The organism is Lacibacter sediminis (assembly GCF_014168535.1).
Taxonomy (GTDB): Bacteria; Bacteroidota; Bacteroidia; order Chitinophagales; family Chitinophagaceae; genus Lacibacter; species Lacibacter sediminis.
This window is the reverse complement of sequence record NZ_CP060007.1, coordinates 1213510-1230948: the sequence shown is the minus strand read 5'-3', so window position 1 is coordinate 1230948 and position 17439 is coordinate 1213510. Positions and strand designations below refer to the sequence as shown.

The following is a 17439-nucleotide window of genomic DNA, read 5'->3' as shown; positions in this document are numbered from 1 at the left end:
TTAACTGTTTGCTTTTTTAACCATGAGAATATGTTCGCACAGCATCACCAATTCGTTTTGCTGATTGAAACATTCCACCAATTCAGTGACTAAACCGTATTCAGGTTTCTTATGATCTTTCAAATCTTTAATGGTTACTGTTACTTTAATCGTATCGTTTATAAATACCGGTTTGATAAAACGGAGGCGCTCATAACCATAGGTCATGCTTACTTCGTTCACAAAATCTGCGGTGAGACCAATGGCCACGGTGAAGATGAGCGTACCATGTGCAATGCGTTTCTTAAACGGCTGGCTCTTGCACCATTCTTCGTCCATATGATGGGGGAAAAAATCGCCTGATTGTCCGGCATGGATCACAATATCCGTTTCGGTAATAGTTCTGCCCTTCGTTTGGCGAACATCGTTGAGTTTAAATTCCTCGAAATACTTCTGTATAAACATAGCTGGCTGCAATCAGTTTTTATACCAACAGGTTGGTTTCAAAAATGGCAAAATCATCCGTTTTATCCGAAGTTCAAGGTATAACAGCCCGTCGGGGCGTTCAATGGAAGGTTTTACTGATTTGATGGATTATTTTCCCACCAGGCGGAAAAAGCGGCCGATACTGTAGTTAATGAACCTGTGTAAGCAGTGAAAAAACTTCGATTTCTGTTGATCACTAAAGATCAATGACCAGTGTTGTCAGTGAGCGGGGAAGCAAATCAACTTTATTGATTGATTCGATTAAAGAAGCTTTCATGTCCTCGCCCTTTTCAGCAGATGTAGTATATCGTTTCAGTTGTTTTATTTTTTTTATGCCGGGAATTTTTAACCCAATTGTTGTTGCTGAAGAAGTATAGTTGATGATCACCACAGTTATTTTTTTTTCGTCTGCAAATGCAGAAAGCATCACACCTTGCGCCTGCTCCTCCAAACTCAATCCATCATTTCGTTCTGTGATGATACGCTGCATACCAGGCTGAACAAACCGACTGTAATGCCCAAGTGCCCACAAATTTTTTGTAACAGTATAATCTGCTTTGCTTGGATCAGCAACATTTCGCAGTGCAATCAAATTGTAACGTGTTTCCATATCCGCACGGCCGGGTTCCCATGCATTCCAGAAATGCCAGGCAGTTGCATTGGCTACCGTAAAATCGTGATGAATGATCTTTGCGAGGAACAATGCACAATCCATGGTTGATCTACGTTCCTTCGATCCTTCTTTGTAACCATCGCCCAGCATACTGTACTCCGATTGCCAGAACGGAACATTGTATTTAGATGCAGTATCATTCAATCGCTTTCGCACATTAATGATCATGCTATCGCCCATATCGGTAAAATAGCTATGTCCTTCTATTGCTTTGTGCAGATGCTGCAGATGACCGAGGTAAAACTTACTGTCTTTTGCATAAAACTGTTGAAGCTGTTTCGATGCATAATTATTACGGCCGTATAAGTAAGTAAGATCCCCGGCTTCTGTAACAAGTATTTTTGTTTTGAGTTGATGTGCGGCTAATGCACTGTCGAGTGTTACTGCAATTTTATAAATGTCTTTGTCATGCCAGGGCGAACCTTCCTGGTTCATATTGCCAAATTTCGCCGACCAATCCCACTGTGGTTCATTGACAGGACTGATATAATTAAAATGAATTCCTTCTTCATCAAAATGCCTGAGTACTGTTGCTAAGAAACCGGCATAGTCGCTGTACTTATCATCTCTTAAGTTGGTAACAAAATCTTTCGATGTTTTAAATCCTAATCCGTTTTTATTGAATTGAACCGGTGCTGTATTAGAAAAAGCAATGAGATCTTTCACACCATACTCTGCTGCTTTTTTGGTGAACCACACATAACCCTGCTGTTTATTCCAATCGTAACTGCCATCAGGCGAAAGAAAAGATTCGACTCTGCGAAGTTGATTACGGATTCCGCTGCTGTCGCCCTGTTCAAATGTTCCGCCACCAATATTGAAACGCCACGCTGAAAGCCCTATGCCTAACGGATTACCTGATGAATCAAACGATTTGCTGAAGAGCAACTCCGCCATTCGCTCTTTCTTTTCTGCAGACCAATTTTTTCCAACGACTTCAGAATACCATGCACCGGAAGCACCAATATTTTCAATGGTTTGTGCTTTTCGTTTCAGATCGATGGTACATATTATTGATTGTGCAGTTGCCTCAAAACAAAACTGCACTGCAGCAAAAAACACAAAACCAACTAGCTTTTTATTCATTCAGGAAAATTAACTGCAAAATACTTAAGGAATAAATCTTTTGCCCATCATCAAGCGATCACCCGAAATATCAACGTCAAACAAACAATACGATTGGATATATTTATTTTTTCAACAACCCTTCACTCGTCATAACAATCCGTTTCATCGTTCCGTCTTTGTTGTAATACAAACGATCAATACAAACCGAACGGTGAAAACCACCATGATCGGCCAACACACCATTGTGATAAATAAAATACCATTTGCCTTTAAATTCAATTATTGCCTGATGATTGGTGTTACTGTTACCTGCCACTTCATTTAAAATGCCTTTGTATTGCCAGGGACCGTTAATATTTTTACTCATGGCATAAGCAATCTTCTCCGGAAACTGGTAAGCATATGAAAGATAATACCAATCCTTACGTTTGTGTATCCATGGTGCTTCTGTAAATTTCTCTAATCCTTCTACAACCTGGATCGGCCCATCCAACTCGATCATATTTTCTTTTAGTTTGGCATAATAACATTTGGTGTTGCCCCAGAATAAGTACGCTTGCCCATCATTATCAATGATCACTGATGGATCAATATCATCCCACGATATACCGGTTGCTTTGGTCATATCGTTTGTTACAATTGCTTTGCCCAATGCATCTGTAAACGGGCCGGTTGGTTTATCTGATACTGCAATACCAATGGCTTTACCGCCGATGGTTTTATGTTCAACTGCTACATACCAATAAAATTTTCCGTTGCGATGAATTACCTGCGATGCCCAGGCATCAGCTTTAGCCCAGGAGAAATCTTTTACATTCAATGGAGAAGGATGCTCTCTCCAGTTGAGCATATCAGTGGAAGAATAACAAAGCCATTCGTTCATGACATAACGTGCCTGTCCTTTTGGAGCTTCATCCCGACCTGTGTACAGATAAACCGTATCATTATGCACCAATGCCGCAGGATCGGCCGTAAACTTGTCACGAATAATTGGATTGAACGGAACTGAATCACTCGTCACCGGAATCTTCTTCTGCGCACAAACATTGTAGTTCATTACAAACATGACCACTACTAATGCACTAAATTTCATCTTCATCATAATTTTCTTTGATTACAGGAATTGCAAATGAAGCTGATCAAATTCTCATTCAAACTTCAACCAAATTCTATAAAATGTCTTAAAAAACAAGGCCCCTTGTTGATACAGGGAGCCTTTGTTTTAAATATGCCCCTAAACAAAATTTATTGTTCTGATGCATGTTGCTGCGATGGATGATCCATTCGCAAACATCTGAGCAAATGATTTATGGCGTAAGGTATAAACGTACCTTAAACACTTTCATAAAGTTTCCTTCCGCTTTCATACCAGCTTGTAAACCCATTGCTACCTGCGTAGCATTTGCAAGGGTGAAGTTGAGTTTGTTATCAGCCCACTTAGTAATGTTCTTGAACACAATTGAACTGGTTTGCACATTATTTATATCGGGTAATACAGTGCCTGCTGCAACCGTGATGTATTTTGTACCACCATCGGAGCAATCGCCTGCTGTCATTACCAATGTGTATTTACCGGCAGGCAACGTAAAGCTTTGATATATTTTACCGTTTGGTATTTCCGGCATGCCCCACCATGCTTCAAGAGAAAGCGCTTTCGATGGCAACCAACCTCCATTGTCTAAACCACCAACATCGCCACCGCCATTTCTTACATCAGGAGTAGTGATCCATTGTGCAGGTGTTTGCCATCTGCCTGTTCCGCCATCGGAATTGGCAAAGTTGATACCTGCATTTAAAATATACTGTGCCGTAACATCATACATTACACCAACAGTTTGCAAAGCACTGCTGAATGTATCAATGCAATTTGGCTTCGGCAGATATAGTGTACGAAGTCTTACAGATGTTCCGGGTTTGAAATTATCCAGCGAAGTAAGGCTTTGCGTAAGCGGAACAAAAACCGAATCAACAACATCACCCACTTTTGTGTAACGAACCCATGTACCCAATGCACCTGAAGCTGCATCCAAATTATCCCACGCCAATTCAGCTTTTCCGGTTGTCATTAACTCTGCACGGTTTACGGCTCTGTTGGTCAAACCACTTTCATACTTAGGTCCGTAAGCAGTACCGGATGCATTTACTTTCATTGAACTGTTTCCAACAGCATCAAATGTTTGAATGGTGAAATTGTAAATGCCTTCAGGCACAGGTACAATTTTACTAAAGGTATCAATGCCCGGTCCTTTTGTAATTGCATAGATAATGGAATCTTTGCCATCATTCCAGCTGATCTTAGCTTTTGCGATCTTTGGATCAGCAGGCAACAAGCCAGTAATTTTTATACGTTGATTGCCGGGATAAGTTTTTACTGAATCTATTTTCCCACTATAGATCGTTTCACCTGCCTCGGTATATTTTTTGTAATCATCCCACTTAGAGCAGGCTGCCAATACAAACATCAGCATGATGATCAACGAAAGTTTACTCGTATTTTTTTTCATTTGTTTAAGTTTTATCCGCAACTGCATCTGTTTTCTGAAGCAGCAATGGAATTGATCAAACATTAACTTTAGTTATTATCGGGGATCTCCATACACTTTCAGTTCATTAATACTTTGCGCCGTACCACCTGCAAAATTTTCAAGACAGCGGATACGGATGTATTTTACTTTCGGTGCAGACAGATCAATTTCCCAACTAAATCCAGCAGCTGCTGTCGTTTGATCATTGGCATCATCTGTACCATAAGGTAAGCCTGAAGGTTTCTTCACTGTATAGCTTCCCAACAATTTCCAGGTATTATCCAATGCTCCATTTAAGTTTGGATTATCTGAACCGTAGATTTCAAAACGCTTCATGGTGGTGAGATAATAATAGCGTGTTCCCTCAGGGAAAGGTCTGATCCATATACGGCTGAGTTTTGCCAGTGCGCCTGTATTAAACGTGATCATGTGCGGACCACTTCCACCGGGAACCTGGTTGGTGAAACTTGTATACGGCCAGCCAAGTCTTCCATCCCACGCATATTGCAGCGCAGCTCCATTGGTAACCTGCGGTGCATCGCCGGGTAATACAAGGCTGGAGAATTTAGTTGGGTCGAGTTGGGTTTCAAAAATCGGTTTTACAACTTTGTACATTGTATCAGTTTTATTCCCCCATCTGTCTATTACCAAAAATCCAAAACGGTAATTACCTGTATCGAGTCCACGAATTTTCGACAGTATGCTGTCTATATTTGTGTACACACTTTTATTGTTATCGATTTCATATTCGTTAAATACGTTTGGTTTTGTAACAATAATTGAGATGTTTGCCTTCGATGCATTTACGCCTGTAAGATTATAGCCACCAAATGCATCTTCAATTTTTATACTGCGGTATACATCCCAGATAGGTGCAGTGAGTGGCTTTATTTTTACCGTAACAGCAGGCGACTGTTTTTCTGAACGGCTGACAGAATATAATTTCACTTCATGTTCCAGTGTATCTGCAAATCCCTCCACCACCAATGAATTGTTGTAATACGATGCTTTTGTCTCGTATTGCTTTCCGGTAGTGATGGTATAAACAGCTTTCACATAAAGCAGGTTCGGATCGTTTGGCAACTTATACGAGATGGTTGCCTTGCCACTGCCGTTCAAAACAGTCACATCAGTGATCTGTGCCGGCACAGTGGGGTCGTTACTTATTGGTGTGTGTGTTTCCAATTCTTTGCTGCACGATGCAACGATGAATGTTGTAAGAAGCAAAGAGGGAACTATTAGTTTAATCAGTTTCATTGTAAAATTTTTGAGAATTTTTAGAATCAGATTACCAACCCGGATTTTCTACCAGGTAAGGATTGCGACGTGTATCATAATTGCCGATGGGCCAGAAATAATCACGTGGTGCAACAAAACGTTGACTGAAAATAAATTTCTCTTTGTAGTAAGTACCGTCTGTTTTACCCTGTACGCTCCAGCCGGTAATGTCTTTGTTCAACTCATCCGGCGCTTCTTTCCAACGACGCAGATCCCAGAAACGTTGCCCTTCAAACATCAATTCAAGTGTACGTTCACGATGAATGATTGAACGCAAGCCTGCTTGTGTAGCATATTTACCAGGTGTACTGGAGAAGTTTGTCCATGATTCAACAACACCTTTTAATCCGGCACGTTCCCTTATTTTATCAACATATAAAATTGCTGTGGCCGATGCAGGGTTTACTTCATTTTCTGCTTCAGCATAAAGAAGATATAAATCAGCAAGTCGAACTTCAGGCCAGGGATATGAACGCCATACCGGCGCTGCAGTACCTGCAGTTGTAGATTGCCAGCTAACGAGTTTCTTAACGAAATAACCTGTTTCACTCCAGTTGGTAAAATGACCAAAGCCTGCACTTTCTACATTCTTTGCTTTTACATAGTAAGTTCCATTATCACTACCTGTTGCATTTCCGTCTTTCATATACCAGATTCCACCATCAAAACCTAAGTTGGCATAGAAGCGTGGTTCTCTGTCGAAGTTCAGGCGTGCAGTTACAAACCCTGGCTCTATATAATATTTCTCTGCAGCTGTAGCTGTGCGCAACTGATCATAGTTTGTAAAGTTGAATGTTTTATCTTCTTCTATAGGTACACCATTAGAAGTGTAAAACATCTTCGCAATTTTGATTGGCGGTGCCCACACACCTTGCAGTTGAAAGCGGTTTGTATTGCTTCCTCTTGTCATTGGCGGCATGCACAATGCTTCATTCGGAAAATACATTTGAGCATTACCCCATACTGTTTCAGAACCCCATCTTTCAGTTACAGCATTGCGAATATTTAATTGTGTTTTTGTTGCTGTATTCAGATTATGAATATCATTCTTGTAATAGTAAAGCGTAAACCCATTTGCTTCTGCTGCATCAATTGCTTCTTTCGCTGCATCTCTTGCTGCTTCCCATTTGTCCGGATCAACAGTTGGGTTGAACAACGCCACACCATCTTTGTCTTTAAAGTTTGCAAAATCAGGATTGCCATTAAACAGCGGGCTTGCAGCCATTACCAATAATTTCGCTTTTACGGCTAATGCAATAGGCTGTGTAATTCTTCCCAACTCCGTATTTTCATTTTGAATACGCTCCGGTAATAATGTAATTGAACTGTCGAGCCATGATGCAATTGTCTCTACACATTCATCAACCGGCGCACGTTTTACATAAGAGCTTGCAGGATCTGCTTCCACAGCAACATTTTCTTTGATGAGCGGAATAGGACCATACATGCGTAACATGTAATAGTGATAATAGGCTTTCAAAAACAATACTTCACCGATCCAGCGTGAACGTTCTGCAGGATTGATATCAGGCACTTTCGTCATATCTGCCATGTTCTCTAAAAAGATATTGCAGTTGCGGATACCGTTCCATATTTTCTGATGATCAAAACGTGTATTGCCGGTACCTCCTTTTCTCCAGCCTGCCCATTCATTAAAATAGGGATCAGCAACATTTTGTTGACCCTGTGCAATACGGAAAGCAGCATGCCAATGTGTTTGATCATCTTGCGGTAACCAAATCTCATCAGCTGATGCCATTGCCGCATTGTACCAGCCATCACCATTCTTTGGCAGGTAAGAATAACAGGTGAACAAAAATTTCTCTGCTTCAACACGCAGTTTAAATGCATTGTCGATAGTAGAAATATTATCCGGTACCACATCAAGATACTTGCGGCAGGAATTTAGCGTAGTTGTAAACACAAAGAGCACTGCTGCAAAAAGCAGGCTTTTGTTTGCAACTTTATATTTGATTCTTGTATTCATGTTTAAAAACTGTTGAATGTTTTAAATTAAAAGTTCAGCTGCACACCCATGCTGTAAACAGATTGAATGGGATAGTTTAATCCATTGCCGCCCATTTCCACATCCCACAGCTTAAAGCCGCTGAGGATAAAGAGATTGGTTGCAGAGAAATAAACACGTGTGCCTTTTAATTTCAAAGCTTTGAAATCAGGTAATGTATAACCCATATCTACGCTTTTCAGGCGTAAGAAAGCACCATTACGTAGCCACCATGTAGAGGTTTGATTATTTGAATTCACTCTCCATGTGCTGAGGCGTGGCCAGAATGCGTATGGATTCTGATTATCTTCTGACCAATGATTATCGGCAATTACTTTCAACAGGTTATTTTGATAACCACCATTCAAATAGAAAGGTTGAATGTTCCATGGGTTAATGAAGAATGAACTGCGTGCCGCACCCTGGAAATAAAAACTAAAATCGAAGCGCTTATAACCAAACGATGCACCAAAGCCATAAATGATCTCAGGTTGTTGCGGGAAACCGATAGGGACCATGTCATCATTATTGATCACTCCGTCACCATTTACATCTTTGTATTTGATATCACCTGCCAGCAAACCAATATCACCATATTGTACAGGTGAGTTGGCTACCTCTTTCTGATCGATGAATAAACGCTCAGCAATTAATCCCCATGTTTGACTGATGGAATGGTTTGCTCTTGAGAGGTAAGCAATGTTAGCAGGGAAAACAATTTCATCAGTTACTTTTACTTTGCTTGTTGCATAAGTGAACGTACCCCTTACATTGATCCACATATTTTTATTCAACGAACGTTGATAGTTCAATGCAACGTCAATACCCTGTGTTTCTGCTTTACCATAGTTAGAAGAAGGAATAGCAGAGAACCCTGCAGCAGATTCAACAGTAGACTTCGCTTGTAATATCTGTGAACGCCATTGCTTGTATACATCAACAGTAAGTGTGAGATCATAAAACAACTTCATGTCCATACCAAGGTTCATGGAACGTGATTGCTCCCATGTGATACCTTCGTTTGCATATCTTGAAATAGAAACACCGGGACGGCCATAAGTTCCTGCACCATCATTACGACCAAATGATGCACCAAAGCCACCATCATTCAGATTTACATTTGACAAGTAGAAGAAACGATCATTGATATTACCGATCTGATCATTACCCACCAACCCATACGTAGCACGGAATTTAAGATCAGTAATAACCTTTTTCAGCGGGTTAAAAAACTTCTCGTTTGAAATGCGGTAAGCAACACCTGCTGACGGGAAGAAACCAAAACGATTATTTTTTGCAAAACGTTCAGAACCGTTATAACCAAAGTTGAACTCAGCAAGGTAACGGTTATCAAAACCATAAGTAAAACGTCCTGAAAGTGTTTGGTTACGTTGCGGCAACGATGCAGTAACACTTCCTGCATTACCGGTTTCATAATTCGAGATCACTGCAATCACATTACCGCCAACAGTATGTTTTTTGAATGTACGGTTATAGGTAACAGATCCTTCCAACCAAAAACGTGAGTCGACTACTTTATTACCTTCTGCATAGCCTAAGTATTCTGTACCAACAGTTCCGATAGAAGTTGCACTACCATCATTTAACACAGTAAGATTATAGTCTTGTGTTGTTGGATCAACAATCGCCGAATAATAGAAAGGATTATAACTTCTGTCAACAGAATAAAAAGAATATCTTCTCAAATAACCCATGGTACGAAAACTCAATCCCGGTGTTACAAAACCAAGATCCTGTTTCAACTCAACCTGCGGCTGAAGGTTCGATGTTTTATAAACTGAATAGCCACGCACCATTTGTGCATATGGATTTACATATAAAGTAGAAGTCAATCCGTTTGCATCAACTGTTCTTGCAGAGCCAAATAATGGGTGCGTGATGTAAGGCAGTTTCGACTGCGGATAAACAGCAGGAAACATGACCTGGTTTGACCAGAGCGCATTGTTGAATGTAGCAGAACCTCCACCAATTGGCCCGTTATAATCATCAAACTGGCCATACATGCGAATGATCAACTCTGTATTTGCGGAAAGATTGAGGTTAACGTTTGAACGAATCGAATAATTCTTCAGTTTAATGTTACTGTTGAAATTATTAATAGGATCAAGTTTCAACAAGCCGTTATCCTGATTATAAGTACCGGCAACATAGTAACGTGTTCTGTTGGTTCCACCGCTGACGTTGAGGTTGTAACTCTGGTTAACCGTATATTTTTTGATCAGCTGATCGATCCAGTTATTGTTGGGATAGAGATAAGGATCGTCTCCGGCTTTTGTATGTTCAATTTTGTTTTGTGAATATGGTTGAACAGCAAGTGGCGAACGTGTAAGCGCTGCTTCGTTTGCCAACTGCATGTATGTAATATTATCAGCCATGTTGAAATTCTTTGTGTTGGACGACACACGATTCTCAGCACGAAACGAAAACCTTGCAACACCTTCTTTACCTGTGCGTGTGTTCACCAATACTACCCCGTTTGCACCACGTGCTCCGTATACTGAAGCTGCGGCCGCATCTTTTAATACAGAGAAATCAGAGATATCATCGGGCTGCAAACGTGCAAGATCTGTTGGTGACGACTCAACACCATCAATTAAAATAAGCGGATCCTGTTTACCTGTACCAAATGTTGACAGCCCCCTGATATAAAATGCAGAGTTATCAGTACCAAGACCAGGTTCACCACTTCGTTGAAAAGAGATCACACCCGGTATTCGGCCGGCAATGGCATTAGTAAGGTTACCAGTTGGCCCTTTTAATGTTTTTACATCAACCGTGGTGATAGAGCTTACCATACTTTCTTTCTTCCTGGTACCACCAAACCCAATTACGACAACATCACCGAGACTTCCGCTTGCATTTTTGAGCACCACATCAATTATACTGCGGCCATTCACTGCTATCTCCTGCGTTTCAAAACCAACACTTGAAATAACAAGGGTTCCTTTTGCAGGAACACGAATAGAGAAATTTCCTTTCTCATCTGTTTGTGTAGCTCTCTTGGTATCAGTCTTTAACTGAACAGTTACACCTTGCAGCACCGCAGAATCTGACTTTATATTACCTTTTACAGTAATGTCATTATCCTGCGCAAAGAGCGTAACAGAAAGGCAGAGCAACAATCCTAATAAAGCGATGGCTCTTTTGCCGGCTTTAATGGTTACTAATTCTTTCATAAGCAATCAATACTTGTTTAATTAAAAAATAAATGAATCGTGTACGTTTTGGTTAATAAGCAGTTTATACGCTTTATGATTAAACACAGGTAGGCATTAACCCATTTGCTTCACATTTTTTTTGTGCAGCATACAGATTGTTGCGGGAAGTTGTGAACGAAGTAATATTTCAATGAAAAGAAGCTGTTTCAGAAAATGTCATCCTTGCAAACTTTTCAGTAAGAAAATAATACAGACAGTTCAGAACATCAGGTTGAAATAAAAGAGAGATTAGTAGAGGTCATAGCAAGTCGTTTTAGTCGTTAAGAATTAATAAGTGTAAATTTGACAAATATTAATTTATTCAGTTCGACTAAAAATTCCGATATTTCAACAAAAAGTACCAATTTTTACAAAAGCACCCAGGTGTTCGATTGATATTTTTCTAACATTCAACAAACCAAACAATTGCGTTTTTCAAGAGCCATATGTGTTTTGAGCATGCTGTTAATGCTTCATTGTTCGCTATTTGGACAGTCGTATTATTTCAGACGTTACCAGGTTGAGAACGGACTTTCGCACAACAGTGTGATCTGTGCAATGCAGGATAAGAGAGGCTTTATGTGGTTTGGAACAAAAGATGGTTTAAACCGTTTCGATGGTTATTCGTTTAAAACATTCAGAAAAGATTTTTCTGACAGTAACAGCATTGGTAACAACTTTATTCAATCACTATACGAGGATAAACAGGGAACGATGTATGTAGGTACCGACAAAGGTTTGTATGAATACATTGATAAAACAGAAGAGTTCAGGCTTTTACCTTCAACGAAAGAACACAGCATATTTAAACTTACCGGTGATACGAAGGGTAACTTATGGTTCATATCAGGTTTTGCTGTTTGCAAATATTCATTGAAAAATAACACACTTGATTATTTTGATCATCCAACTTTCTTTATTGCAAGTGCTGTTTGCCCAACATCTGACGGAAATGTATGGGTAGGCACTGCAAACGGAGAACTGAAAAAATATCAGGCCGCCAACCGTACATTCACCAGCATTCCTCTGTTTAAAAATACCGACGATACAAAATACAAATACATTGAAACCATTGTGCAAACCAATACCGGACAACTATTAGCAGGCACGAACAATGCAGATGTTAAATTAATTGATCCGGTAAAAGAAACGTACGTTGACCTGCCACTTACTTTAAAACGGGAAACAAATTTTTATGTAAAACGGATTCTCCAGGTTTCACCGAATGAATTCTGGCTGGGTACTGCATCAGGCATTTTTGTTTACAATCTGCAAACGGGTAAAGGCATACAGTTAGAAAAAAACTACAGCAACCCCTTCTCACTTTCTGATAATGCAGTTGAAACAATGTGCGCAGATAATGAAGGAGGTGTTTGGGTGGGCACTTATTTTGGCGGTATCAATTATTTTCCGAAACAGGTTACGCCTTTTACAAAATTCATTCCTGCAAAGAATGAAAATTCACTCAGTGGCAATGTTGTAAGAGAAATAAAAAAAGATAGTGATGGCAGTTTCTGGATAGGTACTGAAGATGCAGGGCTTAACAAATACAATCCGGTCACAGGAATGTTTACACCTTATGAAGCAACAGGGAAGCCTGGAAGTCTTTCCTTTTTTAATTTACATGGACTGGAAGTATCCCGAAACGAAGTTTGGATCGGTACGTTTGAACATGGGTTAGATGTAATGGATATCCGAACGGGAAAGGTTTTCAAACATTTCCAGGTTGGTGCCGGCAGCGTTTTGTCAAGCAACTTTATTTATTGTATTAATGCCATCGATCACGACAATATTTTAATAGGAACAACACTTGGTATTTACAGATACGATCGAAAAAACGATCGATTGGCCCGGCTGGAAGGTTTTCCTGAATGGGATTGGTACACCGGGATAGTAAAAGATGATAAAGGAACTATCTGGGCAACAACATTCGGACGAGGTATTCACTTTTACAATCCTGCGACCGGTAAAGGCGGAACTATTTTGCACAATGAAAACGATTTAACCAGTTTAAGCAGCGACCGTGTAAATTCTGTTTTCAAAGACAGCCGCAATAACCTGTGGTTTACAACAGAAGAAGGATTATGCAAATGGAATGAGCAAACCAAGAACTTCACACGCTATGGAACAGCAAATGGATTTCCCAGCAATTTCATGTTTTCCATTTTGGAATCAAGCAGTGGTGAATTTTGGATCAGCACCACCAAAGGACTAGTACGTTTTATTCCAACAACAGGGAAAGTAGATGTTTTCACCACAGCGAATGGATTGATCACTGATCAGTTTAACTACAGCTCTGCATTTAAAGATGCGGATGGGCGTATGTACTTTGGCAGCACAAAGGGGCTTATCAGTTTTCACCCAAAAGAATTCAGGCAATCAGCCTTCGCCCCTCCTGTTTACATCACTCATTTTGAAATTGCAAATCAAGAAACTGGTATTGGCAAGAAAGGTTCTCCATTGAAAGCATCTATCACATATACAGATACGATCGTACTTACACATGATCAATCAACATTCAGTATTGATTTTGCAGCGCTTGGGTATACGGCAACTGAAACTATTCAGTATGCTTACCAAATGGAAGAACTCTCGAACAACTGGGTGAACCTGAAAAAAAACCGTAGAGTTGATTTTGCAGAACTGCCTGCCGGAACTTATCATTTCAGATTACGGGCAATGAACAGTTACGGCATTGCAAGCCCAAACGAAAAAAAACTGATCATCCGCATTTTACCACCTTGGTGGCTGAGCACATATGCCTACCTTATTTATTCCCTTCTTCTCCTGCTATTGATTTATTTCATCATTCGTTATTATCATCAACGGATGGAAGAAAAGAATAAACAGAAATTTGAAAAGCTGGAAGTGGCGAAGGAAAGAGAAATGCTGGAGATGAGATTGGTGAAGAATAAAGAATTGCTGGATGCTAAAATCGATTTCTTCACCAACGTGGCACATGAAATTAAAACACCGCTTACACTTATTAAAGTACCGCTTTCAAGAATTACAAGAAAAGCTGAAGCTCTACCTGAGTTGGAACGTAGCCTGAAAATAATGAATCGAAATACCAACCGGTTGATCGAACTCACTAATCAATTATTGGATTTCAGACAAACAGAAATAGATAAATTCCATCTCTCATTTGTACACACAAATGTTACACAGCTGGTTGAAGATGCCTGTAACGACTTTTCTGATCTGGCAGAAGAGTATGGTCTTTCATTTTCAACTGACATACCCGCAGAAGCATTGTTTGCGAATATTGATGTGGATGCTTTTAATAAGATCATCAACAATCTTATTAGTAATGCTATCAAATTTGCAGACAAAAAAGTGATGATCGAATTACTCCCTTTCTATAAGGATGAACAATCATTCACTATCCGTGTTAAAAACGATGGTTATTTAATTCCTGTTGAACTAAAGGAAAAAATATTTGAACCTTTTTACCGCATCAGTGAAACAGAAGCGCAGACAGGCTCAGGAATAGGTTTAGCTTTGGCTCTGTCGCTCACACAGCTGCATGGAGGTTCACTTATCCTGGATTCACAAACAGATAATATGAATTGTTTTTCACTCACTTTACCGCTCAATAATGAAATAACCACTTCACAAACTTCAGCGTAAATAGTTTATAAATCAATCACCAAATCAATAACAATGAAACCAAGAATTCTTTTAGTGGAAGATAACAAAGAGCTACTGGAAGTAATTGCTGAAGAACTACATGAACATTATGAAGTGCTGAAAACAACTGATGGTTTACAGGCGTTAAAACTTCTTTCAACGGAAGCAGTTCAACTAGTGATCAGTGATGTAATGATGCCTGTGATGGATGGATTTGAATTATGCAGAGAGATCAAATCAAATTTTGAATACAGCCACATCCCTGTTATTTTACTTACTGCAAAAAATACACTTCAGGCAAAAATAGAAGGACTGAGCCTTGGAGCTGATGCTTATATTGAAAAGCCGTTTGAAACGGAATATCTGCAGGCGCATGTTGCAAGCTTACTCAACAACCGGAAGAAGTTAAAAGACTATTTTGTAAATACTCCGTTTGCACATCTTAAATCTGTTGCACATAATAAATCAGATGAACTTTTCTTCGAAAAACTCAATCATCTTATTCAAGCAAACATTGAAGATCATGCACTGGATGTTGACAAACTTGCGAAGCTCATGAATATGGGCCGCACCAGCTTGTTCCGCAAGATCAAATCTGTGACTGATCTTACACCAAACGAACTGATTAATATTACCCGGTTAAAAAAAGCCGCCGAGTTACTTTCCAGTGGTGAGTATAAGATCTATGAGGTATCTGATATGGTAGGCTTTGGATCGCAAACAAACTTTGGAAGGATCTTTCTGAAGCAGTTCGGGATGACACCAACTGAATACCAGAAAAATAAACAAACGAACAGATCTGAAGATGATGATAAATCAAAATGAGCTATTGATCAATTATTATTAACTCATACAGGCTTCTCCCACAAAAGATCCACGAATCGAATGAATAAAAAAGGCAATCAATTTTTTGATTGCCTTTTTAAGTAGTCGGGAGGACAGGATTCGAACCTGCGACCCCCTGGTCCCAAACCAGGTATTCTACCGGGCTGAACTACCTCCCGCCGTGTTCATCGAGGATGAACTCCCCTAAGGGGTTGCAAAAATAGTTGTCCTCTGTTAAAGTGCCAAAAGAAATCCCGGATTCTTAAAGAAATCCGGGATCAAATGAGTTGTGTTAGGTTTTGGGTTTTATTACATCGCAGCCAACTGAACTTTCTGCTGCAATTCCAGTACACTTTCTTTAAACATGCTGTCCGTATCCATCAGGTCTTTTACAGTTTGGCAGGAGTGTATAACCGTTGTGTGGTCTCTTCCTCCAAAATGCTCGCCGATGGTCTTGAGAGAATTCTTTGTAAATGTCTTTGCCAGGTACATTGTGATCTGACGGGCCTGTACAATTTCACGTTTACGTGTTTTCTGTAACAGTTTTTCGTAAGGCACATCAAAGTAATCGCACACCATTTTCTGAATGGCATCGATTGTTATTTCTTTAGATGATGTTTTAACGAAGTTTTTCAGCACTTTTTTAGCAAGATCAAGATCGATCTCCTTTTTATTCAGCGAGGATTGTGCCAATAATGAAATAAGGGCACCTTCAAGCTCACGAATATTGGTATTAATGTTATAAGCGATATACTTTACCACATCTTTATGCATTTCCAAGCCATCGTTCTTCATCTTCTTCTCCAGTATCTCGATACGTGTTTCGTAATCGGGCATCTGAAGATCGGCACTTAGTCCCCAACGGAAGCGGCTAAGTAAACGTTCCTGAACACCTTCAAGGTCTTTTGGTGGTTTGTCTGATGACAAGATCAACTGCTTACCACTTTGATGAAGATGATTGAAAATAGCAAAGAAAGCATCCTGTGATTTTTCAGCACGGTTGAAGAACTGCACATCATCAATGATCAACACATCAACCAACTGATAAAAATGGATGAAATCGTTGATGGCATTGTTACGGCTGTGATCAACAAACTGGTTGATGAATTTCTCAGAGCTTACATACAACACCACTTTATTTGGGTGCTGACGTTTCACTTCGTTACCTACAGCTTGTGCAAGGTGAGTTTTACCCAAACCTACACCACCATAGATCACCAATGGATTAAATGAAGTAGCGCCGGGTTTATCAGCAACTGTTTTACCGGCTCTGCGTGCAACACGGTTACAATCGCCTTCAATAAAAGAATCGAACGTATAGTTTGGATTCAGCTGCGGATCAATCTGCACCTTTTTCAAGCCCGGTATTACAAACGGGTTCTTGACGGGGTTACTTATCACAAGCGGAAAATCCATTTCGTTATTTGTATATGTTTTATAACCATGACCGGGAACATCCATTGTGATGGGTTGGTTATTATTATTACCACTATCCATCATGATGCGATATTCAAGATTAGCATCTTTACCTAATTCACGTTTCAATGTTTTGGCAAGTAACGTTACATAATGCTCTTCCAGGTATTCAAAAAAGAACTGGCTGGGCACCTGGATGGTAAGGATCTTATTTTTTAATTCAACCGGTTTGATTGGTTCAAACCATGTTTTGAAATGTTGCCACTCTACTATATCCTTAATAATGGTTAAACAACTTTTCCAAACTTGATCAGCCGTTTTCGTCATTGTTCCAAA

Annotated in this window: 10 protein-coding genes and 1 tRNA gene; 2 read left to right on the top strand and 9 right to left on the bottom strand. The window is 39.8% G+C overall.

All coding sequences use genetic code 11. From position 1 onward, the window contains the following. The 7 genes from H4075_RS05525 to H4075_RS05495 all read right to left on the bottom strand — a co-directional run bounded on the left by H4075_RS05525 (window position 1) and on the right by H4075_RS05495 (window position 11211). Window positions 1–444 carry a MaoC family dehydratase gene (locus H4075_RS05525; RefSeq protein WP_182804911.1) on the bottom strand — a complete coding sequence of 148 codons (444 nt, stop codon included), beginning with the start codon at window positions 442–444 and terminating at the stop codon, window positions 1–3. A gap of 217 nt (window positions 445–661) precedes the next feature. Beyond that, window positions 662–2224, bottom strand: coding sequence for a glycoside hydrolase (locus H4075_RS05520; protein WP_182804909.1), 1563 nt, complete (start codon window positions 2222–2224; stop codon window positions 662–664). A gap of 103 nt (window positions 2225–2327) precedes the next feature. After that, window positions 2328–3308 carry a glycoside hydrolase family 43 protein gene (locus tag H4075_RS05515; RefSeq protein ID WP_220494858.1) on the bottom strand — a complete coding sequence of 327 codons (981 nt, stop codon included), beginning with the start codon at window positions 3306–3308 and terminating at the stop codon, window positions 2328–2330. Window positions 3309–3513: 205 nt separating this feature from the next. Further along, window positions 3514–4710, bottom strand: a complete 1197-nt coding sequence (locus tag H4075_RS05510) for a DUF4998 domain-containing protein (protein ID WP_182804907.1) — start codon at window positions 4708–4710, stop codon at window positions 3514–3516. A gap of 75 nt (window positions 4711–4785) precedes the next feature. Beyond that, on the bottom strand, window positions 4786–5988 hold the full coding sequence (locus H4075_RS05505) for a DUF4959 domain-containing protein (RefSeq protein WP_182804905.1): 1203 nt from the start codon (window positions 5986–5988) through the stop codon (window positions 4786–4788). A 31-nt stretch (window positions 5989–6019) separates the two neighbouring features. After that, complete coding sequence (locus H4075_RS05500) at window positions 6020–7996, bottom strand: RagB/SusD family nutrient uptake outer membrane protein (RefSeq protein WP_182804903.1); 1977 nt, start codon at window positions 7994–7996, stop codon at window positions 6020–6022. Between the two features lie 26 nt (window positions 7997–8022). Beyond that, entirely contained in the window at window positions 8023–11211 is a 3189-nt protein-coding gene (locus H4075_RS05495) for a SusC/RagA family TonB-linked outer membrane protein (RefSeq protein WP_182804901.1), read from the bottom strand. Between the two features lie 480 nt (window positions 11212–11691). On the opposite strand from H4075_RS05495, the gene H4075_RS05490 reads away from it, so the two are divergent. After that, window positions 11692–14862: a ligand-binding sensor domain-containing protein gene (locus tag H4075_RS05490; protein ID WP_182804899.1), complete on the top strand. Its 3171-nt coding sequence runs from the start codon at window positions 11692–11694 to the stop codon at window positions 14860–14862. Window positions 14863–14895: 33 nt separating this feature from the next. Next, complete coding sequence (locus H4075_RS05485) at window positions 14896–15687, top strand: response regulator transcription factor (protein ID WP_182804897.1); 792 nt, start codon at window positions 14896–14898, stop codon at window positions 15685–15687. 105 nt (window positions 15688–15792) lie between these two features. On the opposite strand, the gene H4075_RS05480 is transcribed toward H4075_RS05485, so the two are convergent. Then, a tRNA-Pro gene (locus H4075_RS05480) sits at window positions 15793–15866 on the bottom strand. Between the two features lie 130 nt (window positions 15867–15996). Beyond that, window positions 15997–17430 carry a chromosomal replication initiator protein DnaA gene (dnaA, locus tag H4075_RS05475; RefSeq protein ID WP_182804895.1) on the bottom strand — a complete coding sequence of 478 codons (1434 nt, stop codon included), beginning with the start codon at window positions 17428–17430 and terminating at the stop codon, window positions 15997–15999. Between the last annotated feature and the right edge of the window lie 9 nt (window positions 17431–17439).